Origin of the sequence: Fibrisoma limi BUZ 3 (assembly GCF_000296815.2) — a bacterium.
GTDB lineage: Bacteria > Bacteroidota > Bacteroidia > Cytophagales > Spirosomataceae > Fibrisoma > Fibrisoma limi.
Window position 1 is genome coordinate 84,156 of record NZ_CAIT01000010.1, and the last position, 14,874, is coordinate 99,029.

A 14,874-nucleotide genomic window follows, 5' to 3' on the forward strand; every position below is an offset into this window, starting at 1 on the left:
GACTTTTGTGCAGACAGTGCGATATTTGTATACGCAACAAGCGGAAGTAGCTCAGTTGGTAGAGCGGCAGCTTCCCAAGCTGCAGGTCGCGAGTTCGAGACTCGTCTTCCGCTCAGGTGTAATTTATTAAAAATTAGCCACTTAGCTTTGTAGTTGAGTGGCTTTTTCTTTTATAAATGTAGAGTGGTTTGCACGTTGGCCTACACAAATAACTTCAGGACTATTCGAACAGAGGTGCGTTCGGCCAAAAAGCAACCTCGTCTCTATTTGTCATAGTATTGGCTGTTCACCTCACTCAATCTAAAACCAGTGACCAATCCCAGCCAACCCGTAACGATTACATGACGCTGGGTAACCCCAATGGTTTTAATGTTGACCCAACTAGCGAAGCCGCTTACCTGACCCTTCGGCTGACGTACACGCTCCGCTCCCTTCAATGTAGCTACGTTCTAATACGTATCAATACCTCGGGTGGGTTATCTAGCTGGGTTTGATACTCTGTTGGAAAACAAGAGAAGAGCCCGCGGTACCCAAATGCTGCCAACGCTATTGGGCCACTACCAGATAGTTCATTAAACGGGTTTTAGATATATTTACTGGCTCTAATCCCTTCTTGATGAAACGATGGTTTATCCTGGATCGTAGCGATTGGCTGCTGCTTCTGGGACAGTACCCAGTCATTCCTTTTGTCAACTACCTCATGCTGGGCGAGCCGTATCTCGCCAATACCAAGCTATTTCTGTTCGTTACGGTTTCGACATCGGTGACGTATCTGTTGTTTGTCTGGCTGATGGATAGCTGGCGCAAGTACGTACTTTATCGGTTTCCGGCGTTGAACCAGTCTACCCAACGGATTAGCTCCTCGCTGAGTGTGTATATAGCCCTGACCTGGCTGCTTTGCTTGGTGAACTTCGGGGCTTACGAAGTAGCAGACGTACCCGGTTATCTGTTCTCGTGGGCTAAATTCGGTGGGGCGGCTCTACTCGGTATGCTATTCAACGTACTGTCTGCCAGTATTTTTGAGGCTATTTATTTTCACGGACAATGGCGGAAGACCCTGGAGCGGGAGTATGAACTGAAGCAATTGAACATGCAGCGGCAACTGGATGTGCTGAAGCAACAGGTCAACCCTCACTTTCTGTTTAACAGCCTCAACTCACTTATCGCACTCATTGGCGAAGATTCTGTTAAAGCGGAGGTCTTTGCCGAAGAACTCAGCTCGGTTTACCGGTACGTATTGCGGACCAACCGGAGCGAGCATTCAGGCAGTAACGTACCCGACCTCTCGCAGCACCTGACCGATCTTGACTCAGAACTGACCTTTATTCAGTCATACTACAACTTGCTGAAAACGCGATACGGCAGTGGTTTGCACATGATCGTATGCGTCGATGAGCAGTTTGGGCTTTACCAACTGCCTCCGCTTACGCTGCAACTGCTGGTTGAGAACGCCGTAAAGCATAATGTTACGCTGCCTGAACAACCATTACACATTCAGATCTGCACCGACGAATCAGGTACCTTGCGGGTTTTCAACAACATTCAGCGCAAGCACGTCAGAGTGTTAAGCAACGGCGTAGGGCTGAGTAATATCCTCGCCAAGTACGCGGTGCTGGGACAACCTGCGCCCAGCGTGCGGGAAGCCGACGGGCAATTTATGGTCACGCTTCCGCTTATTAAGGCGGTGTGAGAAGTTGCAACTGGTGATTCACGAAGGGCGACAACTCGTCAACGCGGCTTCATTGGTAAATTTTTTTCGTTTCGGAGGGTTAGCCGTTTCCCGAGCACCTATTTCCCTACTCCTTTGGCTCTGTAAACAATAAACAGTAATGAGCCATTTACTTCTTGTCCTGTCGGTAAGCTGCAAAAAAGAAGTCGACATGGTTGAACCCAGGGCGACGGATACATCGAAGCCAGGCGGTTTAATTAAGCTGAATGCAGGAGCCGTGAAAATTTACCATTTTAGAAAATTCAAAACATATTGCGTCTAAGCTGGTAATAGCTCCAGCATGCTGAGTCGTTTGGAAACAGACCGGGCAGCATAATCAGGAATTGATACAATGGCTCAACAAGACCAACATACCGTAGAGTACGTAATAAGTCAGCAGGCCTACGAAAAGGCCTATCGTAGTTTGCCGGAACAGGGGACCGATCAACAAAAAGCCCAGTCTGCTAAGGTGATGGCGAAACAATACCGGCTCAATACGAGAGATACCGCTAATGCCGGCAAATGGGTGATGTGGTCCGTAGGTGAAGAATCGTTCGAGTTTACCTGGCAGAATGGAGCCTGGCGGCCACCCGCCAACATCGTGGTGTTAAACGATGCCGATCGGTCGGTGGTTGATCTTACATCGTTTCCAGACAAACCGCTTGACTAGTTGTAATAGAAACATAAGAAAGCGGGTGTAGTAGGGTACGAGACGTACTGCCTCATCGGCCCAATAAAAGCTTATTGTCTTTATTAATGGCAATAACCCATTAAAACCACATAGTCTTTATGCTTTAGGTGAAAAGGTATTGTTGATTTATTCCTTGCAATCACTCGTAAAGCATGTTTAAGATTTCAATCAGCTTCCTGTCTGCCTTCCTGCTGACCTTCGGTATGAACAATAACGGAGGACTGCTAAAAAAACAGGAAGTTACGCCTACAGTCGTCGCACTGCCGGATTATCCCGCTGAATTACAGGTTACTAACTTTTCGGGACCCGAGCTGACACCCAGCCCGGCTTGTCTGGCGGTAGCACCAACCGGCGAGGTGTTTGTTGGCGTCGACAAGCAAGGTTCCCTTGGTAAAAAGCCGAATCTGGGCAGTATTGTTCGGCTGGTTGATACGGACAACGATGGAAACGTAGATCAGCATACAACCTTTGCTCAGGTAGATAACCCGCGCGGTATTTTCGTACTGGGTGCTCAGGTGTTTGTCCTGCACGCCGTATTCTCGCCGGAAACCGGCAAAGCCACAGGCATGAATCTGGTGGTATTTGACGACAGGAACGGGGATGGTGTAGCCGACGGCCCTTCAAAACCATTGATTGAGAACATCAGTAATACGGCCTTCATCCAGCAACGAGGAGTCGACCATGCGACCAACGGCATCCGGATGGGTATCGACGGCTGGATCTACATTGCCGTCGGTGACTTTGGCTTCCACAACGCGGTTGACCGCTCGGGCAAAAAGCTGACCATGCTGGGTGGAGGGATTGTACGGGTACGGCCCGATGGTACCGAAATGGAGATATATTCACACGGTATGCGTAACATCTACGATGTGGCCATTGACCCGTACATGAATATTTTTACCCGCGACAATACCAACGATGGAGGTGGCTGGAACATCCGGTTCAGTCATCAGATTCAATCCGCCGAATACGGGTACCCGGTGCTGTTCAAGCACTTTACGGACGAAATCATCCCGGCCCTGGTCGATGTTGGGGGCGGCTCAGGTACCGGTTCGTTGTTTATGGATGAACCCACCTGGCCCCAGAAGTACAACCAGGTGCCAATGATGGCCGATTGGGGCCGTAACCAGCTTTACATTCACCGAGTTACGCCGGACAAAGCATCGTTTACCCAGAAAGAAGAGGAATTTATCAGACTGCCGCAGATCACCGATGTCGATGTCGATGGTTCGGGCCGGATGTACCTGGCGGCCTGGAACGGGGCGAGCTATGTGGGCAACCCCAGCAAGGGCTACGTAGTGCGTGTGGTGCCGCAGAACTGGACTTATACGGCGTTCCCGAACCTGAAAAAAGCGTCGGTGAAAAAGCTGGCCGTCATGCTTGCATCCCAAAGCGCGGTGTTGCGTTTGCACGCATCTCAGGAACTGCTGACCCGTCCCGCAAAACAAGCGGCCAAAGCCGCCTGGCAGGTAGCAACCAACCAGAAGTTATCGCTGGCCAGCCGGGTGGCTGGTATCTTTACCTATGCACAGATCGCCCAGGCAAACGGCATTGATAATCTGGTTAAGCTAACCCAGGACGCATCCGTACGGGAGTTTGCGTTTCGGGCGTTGGCTGACCGTAAGCCCTTTGTTGGCAACGTACCGTTGGCACCATTCCTTGAAGGTGTTAAAGATCCTTCGGAGCGGGTGCAGGTGGCTGCGCTGGTTGGATTGGGTCGGCTCGAGAAACAAGAAGCGGCTTCTGCTCTATTGCAGGTGGCGGTGCCCGCTACGTTTGCCGCACCCGGGAAGGACGTCGAAGGCCCACATGCTACGCCGAATGCCGATATTGTACCGGCTCATGTGGCCGCCCGGTCTTTGGTAAAACTAAACGCGGTGGATGCCTGTTTGCAGGCCATCAACTCACCAAACGCTACGCTGGCTCTATGGGCGTTGCGCTATATGCATACACCCGAAGCAGCCAACGGATTGATAAAAGCGTACCAGCAAGCCAAGGAGCCGACGCTCAAGAACCAGATTCTGGTTACGCTAGCCCGTTTGTATAAGCAGGAGGCACCGTATGATGCATCCTGGTGGTGGAGTACTCGCCCAGATACGCATGGACCGTATTACAAAGCAATTGAGTGGGAGGCATCGCCCGCCATCCGGACGCTGTTGATCAGTGAATGGCAACAAGCCAGCAATAAGCCGTTTTTTACGGACCTGAACAGCAGACTTCGGCTCGAAATCCCTGAGTTTGGTGTAGAAACGCCGGTGGCCGTTCAGGAAGACAATAAAGTGGACCTGGAAAAGATTCGTAGTAAGAAAGGGCAGGTTGGGGCAGCTTCGATTGAAGATGTTATGCTGGCGATTGCGAAGATTCCTGGCGATGCAGCTTTAGGTAAGACCCTGTTTATACAACAGGGGTGTGTAGCCTGCCATAGTCTTAGTAAGAACGAACCAATGAAAGGCCCCTTCATGGGGCAGATTGGGTCCATAATGAACCGGGAGCAGATTGCCGAGTCAATCCTGAAGCCTAATGCATCAATATCACAGGGCTTTTCGACTGTATTGATCACGGCCAAAGGAAACAAGAGCTACACTGGCTTCGTAACCGAAGAATCGTCTAGCCGGGTTGTTCTCCGCGATATTGCCGGACAGGTGTACACAATCAGAAAGACGGATATCATGAGCCGCAAAGAAATGGAGACATCCATGATGCCGACGGGGTTGGCCAACGCCCTGTCTTACGACGAGTTCGCTTCGCTGATTACCTTCCTATCGCAACAAAAATGAGTGGATATGACGGTAGGCGACTCGTTTGCCTACCGTCTTCACTGTCTGATGCACTGATACTCCTGGCTTGGATTAGGTTTAGCGCATTCTTAATGTTCGGGAGGTAGCGCTCCAAAAGGCTTTAATCACTTGTTGATAAGGGGGATACTTCCTGCTGTCAATTAAACGTCCTGGTGGTTTTAGCCGCGTTCAAGGGGCGGTCAGGATGGCTCATGCTTTTCAGAAGAGTAGTCCAGGAACACAGCCTTTTCGCCCGGCCACGGACGTAAACAATGCCCTTGCCTGTAGCGTTGTATTTAGCAAGATTAGGTTCAATCAATAATACTCAATGTTATGGACAGTCTAAATCCAACACAGCGCTGGTGGCTAATGGTGGCCCGGGGCGTACTCTACATCCTGATTGGTGCCGTTATGTTCGTTTTTGCGAATACCTACACCGCCCAGTCTGGAGCCATTCTGGGTACCCTTGCCGTACTGGCTGGTGTATGCCAGTTAGTTTTCTCGTTTACGAATCAACGCAAAGACAAGAACCACATCTGGGGCATTCTGCACGGACTGACCGACGTAGCATTTGGCGTAGCCATCTTCCTGTTTTCTGATGGGACGGTCAAAGGGTTTGTCGATATACTGGGCTTCTGGGCTATGATGTATGCGTTTCTGCAATCGGTGCAGGCGATGTATACCTTCATGGCTGCTCGCGGTGCCGGTGTGGTGAGTGGTACGAGCATTGTTCACTTCGCCAATATCCTGGCAGCGGGTGGGCTGGCGTTTTCACTGCTCTTACGTCCGGCCGGTTTTGATGATTCACTCGGATACGTAGGCGTATTCCCAATCGCATTAGGGGTGCTGATTATCGTACTGACGCAGCAGATGCGGGCACAGGCCGAGCGGTCGTACCACAATGCAGATCGGTAAGTAAATCTGATTCATGGACGTTAGCCATAGCCGGCCTAACGTCCATGAGTTATACCGTTGCCTCCAGTGATGCGGGTGGCATTTGTTCTTCCTGCTGTTGGCGCACCTGCTGGCCAATTGGAACGTATTCAACTTCGCAGGGGAATCCAAACAGGCAGTTGTCTTTAATCTGCTTCACCACGCTGTCGGGCACCATCTGCTCCCAGCCTTCTTCACCACGCTGAATCATATCCAGCACCTGATCGGTCGAAATGTGGAGGTTTTCTTCGATGTAATCCCGAATGTCTTCAATCTTGTCGTTCCGAACCAGGTACTGAAACAGCGGCTCCAGCGTGGGCGGCAGTGCAAATTCCTGGCAGGTATAAACCTTTTCGTCGCGGAGCGTGGGGTAAACGAACAGCTTTACCTTTCGGCTGAACAGCGTTGCAAACGACTCCAGAATACCCCCCGGCAGAAATTCATAATGTCCTTCGTCGAAGATGTATTCCAGGTTGGGAATACCCAGCACAAGCCCGATTTTAAGCCGGGTCAGTCGAGCCAGATAAGCAACCAGACGGTAGTACTCGTGGTAGTTGGAGATCATCACGGTCTGGCCCATTGAGCACAGAATATCGACCCGGTCCAGGAAATCCTTCTCATCAATCCCTTGTTCGTTGGCTTTCAGGTTGTGCAGGGTCAGCTCCGACACCATCACCACCCGCTTTTCATCCACATCGTCCTCGGCTTTAAATTGCTTCAGGCCGTTGTTGATCATATCCATATGGACGTTCGTGACCGGACGCAGGCGTCCGCGCATCATCAGGATGTGCTTTTTGTAAAGTGCTTCCGATGGTTGCAGCACCCGCCCATCAGGTCCGAAGAGTGCAGCGTCCGTAAACCCATTTTTGACCAGGTGCAAACTCATCAGGCGGTTGTCGACACCGGCAAAATCGGGGCCATCAAGCCGGATCATGTCAATCTGGATGCGCTCCGGCGATAGATCATCCATCAACGACAATACCAGCGTTTCGGGGGATTTAGCGTAGTAGAAACAGCCATAAATTAGGTTAACGCCAATGACGCCAAGGGCTTGTTGCTGCAAAATATTCTCGTTATCCAGCATCCGAACGTGGATAATCACGTCGTTGTAGCCGGCCTGCGGGGTTAGCTGAAACCGGCAGCCGATCCAACCGTGGCCTTCGTTGGTTTTTTGGTAATTCAGGGCCACAACCGTATTGGCAAAGGCGAAGAACGTAGTGTCAACTCCGCGTTTCTCGGCCAGTCGCTTTTCGAGCAGGTTGTATTCTTTATTAAGCATTTTGATCAGCCGTGATTCGACCACGTAGCGACCACTATCCTCTACACCGTAAATCGCATCGCTGAACGTCATGTCATAGGCTGACATAGTTTTGGCAATAGTACCCGACGAGCCACCGGCTTTAAAGAACATCGCGGCTGTTTCCTGACCGGCACCAATCTCCGCAAACGAACCATAAATCCGCCGGTCGAGGTTAATTCGCAATGCTTTTTGTTTCGTGCCTATATTTTTTTCGTACATCGTATCTGCTGCTTGCTACACTAAATTTACAACACAAACTTACAAAACCCATGCCCGCTACCTCTTCAACCTCTGTTATGGATTTGTTGTTTGTGTACGGTACCCTCAGGCAAGGAGCCCGTAACGAGGCTGCCGCGTACCTCCATCAACGCAGTAGGCACGTTGGTATTGGCTTCCTGCCGGGCAAACTATACTATGTCGACTGGTATCCCGGCGCGGTGTATCAGCCGACAGGAGCAACCGTTACGGGCCAATACCGGTCAGACGTACCGTCAGACATAACCAATCTCGTCGGGTCTGACGGTACGTCTGACCAACACAGCCCCCTCATCGATCAGGCTCCCTTTATCACCGGCGACGTTTTTCGTCTGCACCATCCTGCCGAAATGCTGACTTTTCTCGACGATTATGAAGATGTAACCGCCGATGGTAAGGGAATCTACGTTCGGGAGTTGTTGCCTGTTATGCTGCTTGGACAACCAACAACGGCCTGGGTTTATTTATACAACCGGCCGGTGACGCAATTAGTGCTCATCGAATCCGGAGATTTCGCGGCTTATCTTTGATCAGGGGCAAAACAAAAAGGCAACCCGTCGGGATGCCTTTTTGTGAACCTGAAGCCTGCTCGTTTTATTTAAACAAGCCGTTAGGGGCATCGAAGAACATGTTACCTCCTGCGGCCTTGTCATCAAGCGAGGAGCCAACACTTGGCATTTCACGTTGTGTGCCAACACCAAGCCGGCCATTCACCGTACCCGTAATCCGACCAACCGCAGTGCGCAAAAGCGGTTCGTTAGCGATGTCGCCTAATTGAGGCAACACCAGATTGGTTTCGAAAACTACTGCGTTAGGCACAAAGCCGCCAGAATAGTCAGACTGTCCCAACGAATTAAATGACTTGGTAACAATCGGCTGTAAGCCTAACTTAACCTTACGGGCTGCATATCGGTCTTCAATGGTGATTGAGCCGACGTTTTTACCGACGGTCGTGTCGCCTATCACCTGAACATCCATGTATGGCTTCAATCCATTAATCAACAACTCACTCGCCGAGGCCGTTGCATCGGAGGTGAGCACGAATACCCGCTGAAGATTAGCGCCTACGTTTTGTGATTTGTTGCTGAAGCGGCTCGACAGCCCACCTGCCTGACCAGCGCGATTGAACTGGTCCATGATGAGCTTATTGTACTCCTGGCGGTAGAATACTTTGCTGTTGTCTACGCCTTTGCCGATCAGGCTGGCCAGATTAAGCGCCGACGATACGTAGCCGCCTGGGTTATAGCGTAAATCAACCACCAGTTCGTTGATACCAGCACCTTTGAAGCGAGCGAACGCATTGTCGATCTTCTGGTCGTATGTCCGGTCAGTAGGACCGCCTGGGCCAGTGATGAACTGGTTGTATACCAGGTACCCGATCTTTTTGCTGCCAACCGTAAATGTCGTGTCAAGCAAAACGGGGTCTTCTGCCAGTTGAATAGCCTGGATACGCTTGTCCTGACCGGTGCTTAACTGACCGTTGGTTGCCGTAACGAAAGTATAAGTACGGGTGTCAATGTTCTGACTGACGTCCAGCAGGGTGGCGTAATTAGCCCGTGTCAGTGTTTGCCCGTCAATTTTGTTGAATATATCGCCCCGCTTTACGCCTGCTCTTGCTGCCGGCGAGTTAGGAAGTACGTACAGAACCCGGCCAATGACATTATCCGTCCCCGATGGATAGAGATTCAGGCGGAATTCCATACCCGTCGTTCTGGCAATGCCACTCAACGAATTCTTTAGATCCTGAGCGTTGTCATACATGAACGAAAACCGGTCGCCGTCGGGGCGTGTTTGCCGGTTGTATCGGTACAGCAACGATTCGAAGAATAAGTTAGGCTGCTGATCAAAGTTGAGCGTACTGGCATCTGGCAGTTTATCATTCCAGTAGTAGTACACTTGCATTGAGTCCAGAATCCAGCGGTTAAGATTGGCATCCGTTACCGTTCCCTGAAAATTCCGGTCGTAGGGATTGGCTGCGGTGGCATTGCCTGTGCCTGGTGATGAAGGATCTACCTGCGGGTCTTTACAGGCAGTTAGTAAAAACGCGCTGGATGCCACTGCTAACAGGGCCGGGCGCCAGCCAAAGACTTTTTTCATAAGTATCTGTATAGTTCGCACTTGTAAGCTTACTAGTAACGAAAAATAACGGGATAAGATTTATTAAAAGGTCATTAATTACCAAAGAAAATTTGACCCTTTGTTGATGTAGCCAATTTAGTTAGGCTCATCTCCGGAAAGCCCATGATTTGAGAGCAATTCAATAGAACGCATCTTCCAGATGGCGAATCTGCGTGGTACCGTTTGCCAGTGATACGGACACAATGTCGAAGCGAATGTCGTGGTGCCAGTCTTTAGTAAAGATGTAGTGCTCGGCGGCTTTCATGACCAGCCGGGTTTTGGTGTAGGAGACGAATTCTTCCGGATTGCCAAAACTGAGGTTGGTCCGGGTTTTGACTTCAACAAAAATCAGGAGCTTGTTCTTCTGGGCAATCAGGTCAATTTCAGCGTGCTGGTGGCGGTAGTTACGTTCCAGAATCTGGTAGCCTTTGTCCTGAAGGAAGCGGACGGCCTCGGCTTCGCCCTGTTTGCCGGTTTCGTTGTGCTGGGCCATGATGATATGGGAGTTACGGTGTAAAATCGAACGAAAACCGCCTTTTTTGTTGTTCTAACCAGAAGGATGCTTCGCTTTGCCATAAAGCAATGAACAGTCGCCCAAATAAACAAATAGACGTTCAGGACTTAGGACTGATCGATTACCAAACCGCCTGGGATTACCAGGAGCAATTGTTCGCCCGGATCGTGGCGCAGAAAGTAGCTAATCGGTCCTTGCCCACTGATGAGCAGCAACTGACCCCCAATTACCTGTTGTTTTGCGAACATCCCCACGTGTATACCCTCGGCACGAGCGGGCACGAAAGCAACCTGTTGGTCGATGAACAACGACTAACTACTGAACTGGGCGCTACGTTCTTTAAAATCCGGCGCGGGGGCGACATAACGTACCACGGCCCCGGTCAGTTAGTGGGGTACCCGATTCTGGATCTGGACAACTTCTTCACGGATATTCACCGCTACATGCGGTTGCTGGAAGAAGCTATTATTCTGACGCTGGCCGATTATGGCCTGCAAGCTGGCCGGATCGACGGCCTGACGGGCGTCTGGCTCGACGCCGACGACGGTACTGGTCAGATTGGGCCAAATCCGCGCAAAATCTGCGCGATGGGCGTCAAAGCCAGCCGTTGGGTAACGATGCACGGGTTTGCGTTGAACGTAAATACGGATTTATCGTATTTTGGGCATATTGTTCCCTGTGGCATTGCCGACAAAGCCGTTACGTCGCTGGCGCAGGAGCTTGGGTACGTAGTGCCGCTTGAGGAAGTAAGCCAAAAAGTCTTGGGGCACTTGACCGAGTTGTTTGAATTTAAGGTAACAATGAACGAATCGGGCTTGCCGGCTCTGGTTCGCATATGAGAGAATCAGGCGTGGGTTCAGGCGCACGTCCTTGCATTGATTATGAAAAAAGATATTCAATTTTTGCCCGTTGAAGGAGTTCAGGTTGTGATTGCCCGCAAGCTGAACGCCATGAACGAATACGATTGGCAGGTATTTCTGATCAACCAGAACGACGTTCCGATTAAAACTGTGTTCGTAACGTCGAAAGGCTACGGTCTGAAAGACGAAGAAGAACAGAAAACCTCTACCCTGCGGCATTTTTTTACGGAGTTGCAGCCGGGCGAGCATCAGGTGATTGAAACGATCATGCCCGATGTGTTTCACCTCAACAATGAGTATTGGGTGAGTTATTTTATCGGCGAACAGGTTTTCGACAAAAAGTTTATTTTCGTGCCGGATAGCATCGTCGAAGAAAACCTGATTCCTGTTCCGGCACTGGGGCTGGAGGGAATTCTGCACGAGTAGCTCCTTATTTTGCCATGCAACAGCCTATTCCCTGGAAGCGTAAATTAAAGAACCTCCTGTTTATTGACCTGAAGACTGTTGCGGCCGAGTCGGTGTACGAGCGCGTCGACCCACGGCTGAAGCGCCAATGGGAACAGAAAGCGGCTTACTTCCGCAATGAAGATAACTGGACAACCTCCGAATGGTACGACAACCGGGCTTCCTATTACGCGGAGTTCGGCCGGATTGTCTGCATCGGCATCGGTGGGTTATACTGGGATGAGTCGGACCAGCCTTTCCTGAAGATCAAGACGCTGGCCGACGACGATGAGCGGGCCATTCTGGAAGATTTTCTTCAGATTGTTAACCGCTACCCTCCGAACGAGTTAGTGCTGTGTGCCCACAACGGTAAGGAATTTGACTTTCCGTACATATGCCGTCGGCTTATGGTAAACGGCTTTACGTTGCCGTCGGCGCTGAATCTGGCTGGGAAGAAGCCCTGGGACATTCCTCATCAGGATACGCTCGACCGCTGGCGATTCGGTGAAAGTCGCCATTTCGTGCCGCTCGATCTGCTGGCGGCTGTGCTTGGCGTTCCGGCCAAACCGCTGGAGATGACCGGCGATCAGACCAGTCTGGTTTACCATCAGGAGCGCGATATGAATCGTATCCGGCAGTATGCCCGCGATTCAATTGCCATGCTGGTGCAGGTGTATCTGCGGATGATCGGTGGCCCCATTGTCGACGAGCAGCACATCGTTCAGACCGACTGGGCGTAGTAACGCGGGCCAGAACCCGCGTAGAAAGCCAATGTCGGCTCTTTAAAAATCGCGGGATTAAGCCCGCGTTACATTCATGAGAAACGGAAAACCAAAACAAAATAAATACACCAAATCGGCTGCAACCCGACCGCGGGAGCAGGGTTTGGAGAAGCGAAGCAAGGAACGCTCAGGCCAGACGAAGGCCGTTCAGAAAGCGGATTCCTTCTTAGACGAATTGAAAAATGATCTGGTTGCATTCTTCCGGGTCAACGATGAGGAATCGTTTACGTACCAGCAGGTGCTGGATCACTTTGGCGTAGGCGACCGTAAGATGAAACTGATTATGCAGGGCCTGATCGGTGAACTCACCGACGAAGGTGCCCTGACCCGCCTACCCGACGGCAGTTACCGCGCCGACGATACCGCCGGAACCATTGAGGGTGTTGTTGACCACGTGAACCAGCGGTTTGCGTTTGTGGTGCCGACTACGGCCAATGGCGTTCGTGGCGACCGTGATGATGACATCTGGGTGGCTACCGACGATTTAGGCGGAGCCGTAGACGGTGACCGGGTGCGGGTCGTAACGTACACCGACTCCAGCAACCGCGGCCGACGGACCGAAGGTAAGGTTGCGGAGGTGGTCGAGCGTGGCCGCACAGAAATTGTCGGTCGAATCGAAGTGTGGCCTACCTACGGGTTTGTGGTGCCCGATAGCAAAAAACTTTACGAGGACATCTACATCCCCAAAGAAAAACTGGGCGATGCCAATGATGGCGACAAGGTCATAATCCGGCTTACGAAATACCCTGATCCGCGTGGTAATCGCGGGCGATTTGAGGGTGAGGTCGTAACCGTACTGGGACTTGCCGGGCAGAATAATACGGAAATGCACGCGATCTTGGCCGAGTTCGGGTTGCCGATTACTTTCCCGGCTGAGGTTGAGCAGGAGGCTGAGGCTATTTCGGCTGTACTGACCGAAACAGACCTGAAAGGCCGACGGGATATCCGTGAGGTTACTACGTTTACTATCGACCCGGTGGATGCCAAGGATTTTGACGACGCGCTGTCGGTGCAGATTCTCGACAACGGTCACTTCGAGATCGGTGTTCACATTGCCGACGTAACGCACTACGTTAAACCCGGCACGCAACTCGAAGAAGAAGCCTTCCGTCGCGCTACGTCAGTATATCTGGTTGACCGGGTTGTGCCGATGCTGCCGGAAAAACTGTCGAACAACCTCTGTTCGCTACGACCTAACGAAGATAAACTCACCTTCTCGGCGGTCTTTGAAATGACGCCCGAAGCTAAGGTGGTGAAGGAATGGTTTGGCCGGACAGTGATTCATTCAAACCGGCGCTTCTCTTATGAAGAAGCACAGGAGATTCTGAATACCGGGCAAGGCGATTACCTCGAAGAACTGCGTCTGCTGAACGAATTGGCGTACAAGCTTCGGGATGTACGGTTCAAAAATGGAGCTATCAACTTCGAAACGGTGGAAGTACGGTTTAAGCTCGACGAAAACGGTGTGCCGCTGTCAGTTTATCCAAAAATCCGGCAGGATACGAATAAGTTGATTGAGGAGTTTATGCTGCTGGCTAACAAACGTGTGGCGGAGTTCGTCCACTCACTGTCGAAGCCGGGACAGGAAAACACGATGGTGTACCGGATTCACGAAGGGCCGGACGAGGCTAAGCTGCAACAGTTTGCGGATTTTGCCGGTCGGCTGGGCTATAAGCTCAAGCTGGACGACGAGCACCTGTCGGGTTCAATGAACCGTTTCATGGACAGCATCGAAGGTAAGCCGGAGCAGAACATGCTACAGCAACTGGCCGTTCGGACCATGTCAAAAGCCCGGTACAGTACGGAAGATTTAGGTCACTTTGGCCTGGCGTTCCGTCGCTATTCGCACTTTACGTCGCCTATTCGCCGGTATCCGGACATGATGGCGCATCGCCTGTTGCAGCATTACCTCGATAAAGGAAAACCTGCCGATCGCGATGAGTACGAGGATAAATGTCGCCACTCGTCGGAGCGGGAGCGGATGGCTGCCGAGGCCGAGCGGGCCAGTATCAAGTACAAACAGGTGGAGTTTATGAGCCGCATGGACCCCCAGCGCACCTTCGAAGGGGTCATATCGGGCGTAACGGAGTTTGGTATTTTCGTCGAAATCATCGAAAACAACTGCGAAGGACTAGTACGTATGCAGGACCTGAGCGACGATTACTACGAGTTCGATAAAGAGAACTACCGGCTCATTGGCCAGCGGACGAAGAAGATGTATACCTTCGGCGACCCGGTTGAGGTTCGCGTGAAAGAAACCAACCTGGCGCGCCGGAGCATTGATTTCGAACTCGTGACTGACCGGCCTTCGCGGATTGCCAACGTTGGCTTTAACCGTAAGAGTCGGAGTCACCGCGATGATAGCGGTCTTCGTGGTAGCCGGTCGTCACAGCGCAGCAGCGGATCTAAACGGAAAGAAGGAACTGCTTCTAAAGGTGAAAACCGACGCGGTGGTCGCGGACGGCGATAGGAAATAGATGCCCGACTAAGCA

The 14,874-nt window shown here is 51.4% G+C and carries 12 protein-coding genes and 1 tRNA gene; 10 read left to right on the forward strand and 3 right to left on the reverse strand.

Annotated elements, in window-relative coordinates; translation table 11 throughout:
* Positions 1–40: 40 nt before the first annotated feature.
* From BN8_RS28435 to BN8_RS28455, 5 genes are all read left to right on the forward strand, one after another.
* Positions 41–113, forward strand: a tRNA-Gly gene (locus BN8_RS28435).
* Positions 114–616: 503 nt separating this feature from the next.
* Complete coding sequence (locus tag BN8_RS28440; protein WP_009285406.1) at positions 617–1,690, forward strand: sensor histidine kinase; 1,074 nt, start codon at positions 617–619, stop codon at positions 1,688–1,690.
* A 370-nt stretch (positions 1,691–2,060) separates the two neighbouring features.
* Positions 2,061–2,378: a hypothetical protein gene (locus tag BN8_RS28445; protein WP_009285407.1), complete on the forward strand. Its 318-nt coding sequence runs from the start codon at positions 2,061–2,063 to the stop codon at positions 2,376–2,378.
* A 173-nt stretch (positions 2,379–2,551) separates the two neighbouring features.
* Positions 2,552–5,176 carry a DUF7133 domain-containing protein gene (locus BN8_RS28450; protein ID WP_009285408.1) on the forward strand — a complete coding sequence of 875 codons (2,625 nt, stop codon included), beginning with the start codon at positions 2,552–2,554 and terminating at the stop codon, positions 5,174–5,176.
* A 333-nt stretch (positions 5,177–5,509) separates the two neighbouring features.
* Entirely contained in the window at positions 5,510–6,091 is a 582-nt protein-coding gene (locus tag BN8_RS28455; RefSeq protein ID WP_040006998.1) for an HdeD family acid-resistance protein, read from the forward strand.
* 49 nt (positions 6,092–6,140) lie between these two features.
* On the opposite strand, the gene BN8_RS28460 is transcribed toward BN8_RS28455, so the two are convergent.
* The gene (locus BN8_RS28460; RefSeq protein WP_009285410.1) at positions 6,141–7,628 is read right to left on the reverse strand and encodes a hypothetical protein; all 1,488 of its coding nucleotides are present in this window, start codon (positions 7,626–7,628) and stop codon (positions 6,141–6,143) included.
* A gap of 50 nt (positions 7,629–7,678) precedes the next feature.
* Between BN8_RS28460 and BN8_RS28465 the strand changes: the two genes are divergently transcribed.
* On the forward strand, positions 7,679–8,194 hold the full coding sequence (locus tag BN8_RS28465; protein ID WP_192579102.1) for a gamma-glutamylcyclotransferase family protein: 516 nt from the start codon (positions 7,679–7,681) through the stop codon (positions 8,192–8,194).
* A gap of 64 nt (positions 8,195–8,258) precedes the next feature.
* On the opposite strand, the gene BN8_RS28470 is transcribed toward BN8_RS28465, so the two are convergent.
* Together BN8_RS28470 and BN8_RS28475 are read right to left on the reverse strand one after the other, a co-directional pair.
* Positions 8,259–9,761, reverse strand: a complete 1,503-nt coding sequence (locus BN8_RS28470) for a S41 family peptidase (RefSeq protein ID WP_009285412.1) — start codon at positions 9,759–9,761, stop codon at positions 8,259–8,261.
* Between the two features lie 160 nt (positions 9,762–9,921).
* The gene (locus tag BN8_RS28475; RefSeq protein ID WP_009285413.1) at positions 9,922–10,275 is read right to left on the reverse strand and encodes a YraN family protein; all 354 of its coding nucleotides are present in this window, start codon (positions 10,273–10,275) and stop codon (positions 9,922–9,924) included.
* An 89-nt stretch (positions 10,276–10,364) separates the two neighbouring features.
* Between BN8_RS28475 and lipB the strand changes: the two genes are divergently transcribed.
* The 4 genes from lipB (at position 10,365) to rnr (ending at position 14,852) form a co-directional block, all read left to right on the forward strand.
* Entirely contained in the window at positions 10,365–11,135 is a 771-nt protein-coding gene (gene lipB / locus BN8_RS28480) for a lipoyl(octanoyl) transferase LipB (RefSeq protein ID WP_009285414.1), read from the forward strand.
* A 42-nt stretch (positions 11,136–11,177) separates the two neighbouring features.
* Positions 11,178–11,582 carry a hypothetical protein gene (locus BN8_RS28485; RefSeq protein WP_009285415.1) on the forward strand — a complete coding sequence of 135 codons (405 nt, stop codon included), beginning with the start codon at positions 11,178–11,180 and terminating at the stop codon, positions 11,580–11,582.
* 14 nt (positions 11,583–11,596) lie between these two features.
* Positions 11,597–12,340: a 3'-5' exonuclease gene (locus BN8_RS28490; protein ID WP_009285416.1), complete on the forward strand. Its 744-nt coding sequence runs from the start codon at positions 11,597–11,599 to the stop codon at positions 12,338–12,340.
* Positions 12,341–12,416: 76 nt separating this feature from the next.
* A complete protein-coding gene (rnr, locus tag BN8_RS28495; RefSeq protein WP_009285417.1) occupies positions 12,417–14,852 on the forward strand; it encodes a ribonuclease R in 2,436 nt (811 codons plus the stop codon).
* Positions 14,853–14,874: the final 22 nt, after the last annotated feature.

Coding starts and splice junctions, on each gene's coding strand:
- BN8_RS28440 (WP_009285406.1), top strand. CDS start 617: ATGAAACGATGGTTTATCCTGGATCGTAGCGATTGGCTGCTGCTTCTG.
- BN8_RS28445 (WP_009285407.1), top strand. CDS start 2,061: ATGGCTCAACAAGACCAACATACCGTAGAGTACGTAATAAGTCAGCAG.
- BN8_RS28450 (WP_009285408.1), top strand. CDS start 2,552: ATGTTTAAGATTTCAATCAGCTTCCTGTCTGCCTTCCTGCTGACCTTC.
- BN8_RS28455 (WP_040006998.1), top strand. CDS start 5,510: ATGGACAGTCTAAATCCAACACAGCGCTGGTGGCTAATGGTGGCCCGG.
- BN8_RS28460 (WP_009285410.1), bottom strand. CDS start 7,628: ATGTACGAAAAAAATATAGGCACGAAACAAAAAGCATTGCGAATTAAC.
- BN8_RS28465 (WP_192579102.1), top strand. CDS start 7,679: ATGCCCGCTACCTCTTCAACCTCTGTTATGGATTTGTTGTTTGTGTAC.
- BN8_RS28470 (WP_009285412.1), bottom strand. CDS start 9,761: ATGAAAAAAGTCTTTGGCTGGCGCCCGGCCCTGTTAGCAGTGGCATCC.
- BN8_RS28475 (WP_009285413.1), bottom strand. CDS start 10,275: ATGGCCCAGCACAACGAAACCGGCAAACAGGGCGAAGCCGAGGCCGTC.
- lipB (WP_009285414.1), top strand. CDS start 10,365: ATGAACAGTCGCCCAAATAAACAAATAGACGTTCAGGACTTAGGACTG.
- BN8_RS28485 (WP_009285415.1), top strand. CDS start 11,178: ATGAAAAAAGATATTCAATTTTTGCCCGTTGAAGGAGTTCAGGTTGTG.
- BN8_RS28490 (WP_009285416.1), top strand. CDS start 11,597: ATGCAACAGCCTATTCCCTGGAAGCGTAAATTAAAGAACCTCCTGTTT.
- rnr (WP_009285417.1), top strand. CDS start 12,417: ATGAGAAACGGAAAACCAAAACAAAATAAATACACCAAATCGGCTGCA.